The sequence below is a fragment of the Micromonospora yasonensis genome, assembly GCF_026013475.1.
Classification (GTDB): Bacteria; Actinomycetota; Actinomycetes; order Mycobacteriales; family Micromonosporaceae; genus Micromonospora; species Micromonospora yasonensis.
The window spans coordinates 1-5457 of record NZ_JAPDPH010000335.1; the positions used below are offsets into that span (position 1 = coordinate 1).

Below are 5457 nucleotides of genomic sequence, written 5' to 3' on the forward strand. Positions count from 1 at the left end.
TGTAGGCGCGGGTCGCCGCCCGCCGGCCGAGCAGGAACGCGATACCCAGTGGAACGGCGGTCAGGGCGTCGGCGACGTTGTGCAGGGTGTCGCCGAGCAGGGCCACCGACCCGGACAGGACCACGATGACCGCCTGCGCCACAGCGGTAACTCCCAGGCCGACGAGGGAGATCCACAGCGCCCGCAGGCCCTCCCGCGAGGACTCCAGGGCCGGGTCGACCTTCGCCGCGGTGTCGTGCGAGTGCGGGACGAGCACGTGACGCAGCCGGTGCCACCACGACCGAGGCCCCCGACCGTGGTCGTGGTCATGACCATGGTCGTGGTCGTGGCCCGGCGTGTGCTCGTGGCGGTGCGCCCCGTCGCGGTCGTGGCCGTGGTGGTGCTGCTGGTCCTGCACAGGCTCAGACTCCCCCAGGTTCGGCCGGCGTAGTCATTCCCCGCCGGTTCCGGCCTCGATAATATGTGCCCATGTACGCACGCGACAACGTTGCAGATGCCAACGACCTGCAACAACACCTTCCGGGCGACGACGAGGTGGAAGCGGCGACCGACATGCTGCGCATGCTCGCCGACGGCACACGGCTACGGCTGATGTGTCTGCTCACTGCCGGCGAACACGACGTGACCACTCTGGTGCAGGCGCTGGGGGTGGCCCGGCCGGCGGTGTCACAGCACCTGGGCAAGCTCCGCTTGGCCGGCCTCGTCACCATGCGCCGCGACGGCCGCCGCGCCCTCTACCGGGCCCGCGGCGGGCACGTGCGCCGGCTGGTGTCCGAGGTCATACAGGCCGCCTCACACCGGGTGACCAGCGCTCCCGAGCACGACTGACCGACTGTCGCGGCGCTGACCTACCTGGCTTGGGCGTCGGCGGTCGTCGAAGTATCTGCCGCACACGCCACTCCCTGCTCGCCCCCGCAGGCGGCTGCCGCCTGCACCGGCTGCCACGCCTGCCCCCCGGAGTTGACCGCGAGCACCGCCGCGGCGACGGCACCCGCGGCCACCAGCGCCGCGTGGGACAGCCGCGGGTTGCGCAGCGGCGGGATGTAGTGGCTCAGCACGTCACCGAGCATGAACATGCCCAGCACCGCGATCAGCTGCCCGATCTCGACGCCGATGTTGAAGGCCAGCACCCGCGGAATCATCCCGTCGGAGGGCAACCCGATCGCCTGCAGCCGGGTCGACAGACCCAGGCCGTGAGCGAGCCCGAAGGCGAGCACCGCGGCCGCGAACCAGGTCCAGTCCTTCGGCCGGCCGCGCAGGCCCACCACGCCGACGAACACCAGACTCAACGCCACGACGATGTCCACCAGGACCGGGTTGACCTGCCAGTCGGCGACCGTCGCGGTGAACAGGGTCACGCTGTGCCCGAGCGCGAACAACGAGATCAGCTTCGCCGCGCGACGCATCTCGGCGGCCAGCAGCAGGATCCCACCGACGAAGAGCAGATGGTCCCACCCCGCGAGCATGTGCTTGGTGCCAAGCCAGACAAACCCACCGGCGCTGTCGCTGGTCCCACTAACCCGGTGCGCCCAAGCCGTTCCCGGCGCGACGACAAGTGCGGTGACCACGACTGCGGTGACAGTCGCCGCTCGCAGGCGTGTCACAGACATCGCTGGCTCTCTCCCACCTGGCGCCCGAGCCGGGACGCGCGAAACCGTGGCCCGGCAGCGGCCGAGTCCTGTCGATAGTCGTCGACGAGGACCGGAAAGTTCCCGGCAATGGCCAGAACGAGATGTCGTCCGTGTCACTAAAGGGGCTGGTGGCCCGAACGCGGTCCGGACGCCCGTCAGGCCTGGTACGCCAGGTTGATCATCATCCCGGTCTCGGCATGATAGATGTTGTGGCAGTGCGTCATCCACTGGCCCGGGTTGTCGGCATCGAAGTCGACGGAGACGGTCTGCTTCGGGGTGACGATGACGGTGTCCTTGCGGGCGCCGCCTCCCACGACGGCGAAGGTGTGCCCGTGCAGATGCATGGGATGGAACATCGTTGTCTCGTTGACGAACTCCAGCCGCACCCGCTCGCCCTGCTTGATCAGCAGCGGATCCAGTTTGTCAAAGGTGGCGCCATTGATGGTCCAGCGGTAGGGCATCATCGAGCCGCCCAGCACCAGACGGTGCAGCCGGTCAGGTCTGCGGTTGTCCAGCGCCACGTCGTCCGACGCCTTGAGCGCGGCGGTGATCAGCACGCGCCGGTCCAGCTCGGCCGGGCGCACAGTGGCGTTCGGAACACCCCCGACGCCGGTGCGGACCAGCGCCATGCCCTGCCCGCCTTTACCCTCCGCGGCCGCCACCAGGGGGAACACTCCGTCACCCAGTTCCACCGTGACGTCTGCCCGCTCGCCCATCCCGAGCACCAAGGCGTCCGTGGTGGTCGGGGTGACCGGGAAACCGTCGGTGTGGGTGACGGTGAGCCGGTGCCCGTCGAGGGCCACCCGGAATGCGGTGTCGGAGGCGGCGTTGACCAGGCGGATTCGCACGCGCTGGCGTGGCCGCCCGCTCAGGGTGACCGGGGCGCCGGGCACCCGGCCATTGATCAGATAGTGGGGGTAGGTGACGTCGCCGGCGCCGCCGAGCAGCGGAGAGGTCATGGTCTCCATGCCGCCCATCGCCATGCCGGACATGCCTGGCATCGGCATGCTGCCCATGTCGCCGTGGTTCATGCCGCTCATCCCGCCCATGTCACCGTGACCGCCCATGGCCTGCAGCGAGGCGAGCACGTCGTCCGGGGTACGGCCGGTCCCGTCGACCCAGTCATCGAGCACCACGATCCACTCCGCGTCGTACCGGCCGGACTCGCGTGGATCCTCGACGACGAGCACGCCGTACAACGCGCGGTCGAGTTGAACCCCGGAGTGCGGATGGTAGAAGTACGTGCCCGGGTCCGGCGCGGTGAACTCGTAGGTGTGCCGCCCGCCCGCCGCGATGGGGTCCTGCGTGACGCCCGGCACGCCGTCCATGTCGTTGCGCAGCGCGACACCGTGCCAGTGCACGCTGGTCGTGGCCGGCAAGCTGTTGAGCACCTCGACGCGCAGCAGATCGCCGGCCCGCGCCCGGATCAGCGAACCTGGGCCGCTCTCCGCGTAACCCCAGGTCTGCACCTGCTGACCGTCAAGATCGAGGGTGACTGGGCGCGGGTTGAGCGTCGCGGTAACGGTGCCGCCTCCGGCGCGACGCCGAGCGGCCTCCATACGGGCCACCGCGTCGCTCGTCGGACCGACCAGTCGGGTGCCGTCGAACACTCCACCGGCCCAGGCGGCCACGCCCGCGGTGCCTGCGAGACCGACCGTGCCAGCGATCCTGACCAGCAGCTGACGTCGGTTGAGGCTGGGGCCCCTGTCCATGGCCGGCTCGGACGTGGCGTTCCGGCTGCAGCGCCTCCAAGACCCGCCGCCTTCTTCGCAGGTGCTCGCGCGCGCCGCGTTGGGCGCCGTGGCGCTCGCGGCACCCGCCGTCGTCGGCTTTGCTGCAGTCATCGCCTTGTGCGCCTGATCCCAGCCGTATCCATGGGCGGCGGTTGTAGACCGGGAAGAATTGAGCTGGTGGTGTAATAGGCGCGGAACGTGCGGCAGATCTGGGGCCGGGCCCGCCAAGGAGTACGTCCAGCGGCCCAGCCCCAGACTGTTCCCGAGGCGGTGCGTGATCAGTCGGCCCAGATCACCCGCATGACGGTGTAGTTGCGCTGTCCCGTCTCGCGTACGTAGGCGACGCCGTGGCCGTCCATTTCCTGAACTCGCTTACCCAGTTGGCAGGGGAGTTCCCGGCGAGGGCGGGGGCGCGGCTGCAGCGGACGTCGGGGCACCAGCCCGTGCCCTTCACGACGAGCTCGGGTTCGGCCGCGTCTCGGTGGGGGAGTTCGTTGCCCATGTCGGTCCCCCTGATGAGCGTGACGAGCCGGCGGGTGCCGCGTCCGCGCGCTGCAACGAGTGGCGACGGCGGGCGCGGCAAGTCCCGGGGATCAGCCGACCAGCCGGTACCCGGCCCGCTCCACCGCCTCGCGGACGTCAGCGGTCTGCAGCGGGGTTTCGCTGACGACAGCGATAGTCCCGCTGGCCACGTCGGCCTGGACGTCGGTCACGCCCGCGATCTCGGAGACGTGCCCGGTCACCTTCTTGGCGCAGCCGCCGCAGGTCATGCCCGACACGGTGTACGTGCTGCGGGCGCCCTCCCCGGTGGCGGCGACTGTGGGCGGGTTGTCCGTGGCGGTGGCGCAGCCGCAGCTCGATCCATTTGTGCACATAGAGACTCCTCGGGGTAGCTGCCCGGGCGGTCGACGACGGCGCGTCCCGGGCGACGTTGGAACATCCGGCGCTCGCTCTCGGCGGCCGGCATCGCGAACATACCCCACCCCGGTATGTCGCTCAAGGGTTCACTTGTGGCCGGCGACGAGGGGCGAATCACTTGACACCGAATACCCCGGAGGGGTACACAGTTGCTCCTACCCATACCCCCTTTGGGTAATCGAAGGAGTGATCCACGATGTCATCCGGCTCGAAGCGTTGGTGGGCTCTCGGACTTATCGCCCTCGCCCAGTTCATGGTCATCATGGACACCTCGATCATCGGTGTCGCACTGCCACGTATCCAGGCGGACCTGGGCTTCTCGCCCGAGAACCTGTCCTGGGTCTTCAACGCCTACGTGGTCGCGTTCGGTGGCCTGCTGCTGCTCGGCGGTCGGCTGTCCGACCTGCTCGGCGCCCGGCGTGTGTTCGCCGCCGGCTGGCTCGTCCTGCTGGTCGGCTCCGCGGTCGCTGGGCTGGCCGACAACGTGGCGGTCGAACTGGCCGCCCGGGCCGTGCAGGGGGCTGGCGCGGCGCTGATCGCCCCGTCGGCGCTCACCCTGCTGATGATGCTCTTCGGCGCCGAACCCAGGGAACTCACCCGGGCCCTGGCCCTGTACGGCGCGGCGGCGCCCGCCGGTGGCACCGCGGGTGTCTTCCTCGGCGGCGTGATCACCGAATACATCAGCTGGCCCTGGGTCTTCTACATCAACATTCCGATCGCGGTCCTCGCGCTGCTGGCCATCCCGGCCCTGATGCCCGCCGGTGGCACCCGCCGCGGCTCCCTGGACGCCATCGGCGCCCTGGCCGTGACCGCTGGGCTCGGCGCCGCGGTCTACGGCATCGTCCGCGCCCCCGAGGTCGGCTGGGCCTCCGGGCAGACCTGGCTGGTCCTCGCCGGCGCCGTTGTGGCCCTGGCGGCGTTCGTCGCCATCCAGGCTTCCCGCCGCGAGCCGCTGATGCGGCTGTCGATCTTCCGCGCCCCGAACCTCGCCGCCGCCAACATCGCCCAACTGCTGCTCGGCGCGGCCTGGATCCCGATGTGGTTCTTCCTCAACCTCTACCTGCAGCAGGTCCTCGGCTACCGCGCCTTCCCCAGCGGCGCCGCGCTGCTGCCGATGACGATCCTCGTCATGATCGGCATGATCGCGCTCGCCCCGCGCGCGATCGCCCGGTTCG

The 5457-nt window shown here is 70.1% G+C and carries 7 protein-coding genes; 2 read left to right on the plus strand and 5 right to left on the minus strand.

Annotated features, from left to right (window positions below):
- Positions 1 to 397: cation transporter (locus ONA70_RS34365; RefSeq protein ID WP_406601299.1), on the minus strand; the 397-nt coding region annotated here is incomplete at its 3' end.
- 71 nt (positions 398 to 468) lie between these two features.
- Between ONA70_RS34365 and ONA70_RS34370 the strand changes: the two genes are divergently transcribed.
- The gene (locus tag ONA70_RS34370; protein WP_265010654.1) at positions 469 to 828 is read left to right on the plus strand and encodes an ArsR/SmtB family transcription factor; all 360 of its coding nucleotides are present in this window, start codon (positions 469 to 471) and stop codon (positions 826 to 828) included.
- Between the two features lie 20 nt (positions 829 to 848).
- Here the strand turns inward: ONA70_RS34370 and ONA70_RS34375 are convergent, their stop codons facing one another.
- The 4 genes from ONA70_RS34375 to ONA70_RS34390 all read right to left on the minus strand — a co-directional run bounded on the left by ONA70_RS34375 (position 849) and on the right by ONA70_RS34390 (position 4239).
- Positions 849 to 1610, minus strand: a complete 762-nt coding sequence (locus ONA70_RS34375; RefSeq protein WP_265010655.1) for a HupE/UreJ family protein — start codon at positions 1608 to 1610, stop codon at positions 849 to 851.
- Positions 1611 to 1786: 176 nt separating this feature from the next.
- Entirely contained in the window at positions 1787 to 3343 is a 1557-nt protein-coding gene (locus tag ONA70_RS34380; RefSeq protein ID WP_265010658.1) for a multicopper oxidase family protein, read from the minus strand.
- A gap of 299 nt (positions 3344 to 3642) precedes the next feature.
- Positions 3643 to 3801: a hypothetical protein gene (locus ONA70_RS34385; protein ID WP_265010656.1), complete on the minus strand. Its 159-nt coding sequence runs from the start codon at positions 3799 to 3801 to the stop codon at positions 3643 to 3645.
- A 156-nt stretch (positions 3802 to 3957) separates the two neighbouring features.
- Complete coding sequence (locus tag ONA70_RS34390) at positions 3958 to 4239, minus strand: heavy-metal-associated domain-containing protein (RefSeq protein WP_319959612.1); 282 nt, start codon at positions 4237 to 4239, stop codon at positions 3958 to 3960.
- Between the two features lie 239 nt (positions 4240 to 4478).
- Here ONA70_RS34390 and ONA70_RS34395 point away from each other — a divergent pair.
- Positions 4479 to 5457, plus strand: a 979-nt coding sequence (locus ONA70_RS34395) for an MFS transporter (RefSeq protein WP_265010657.1), incomplete at its 3' end; no start/stop codon positions are given.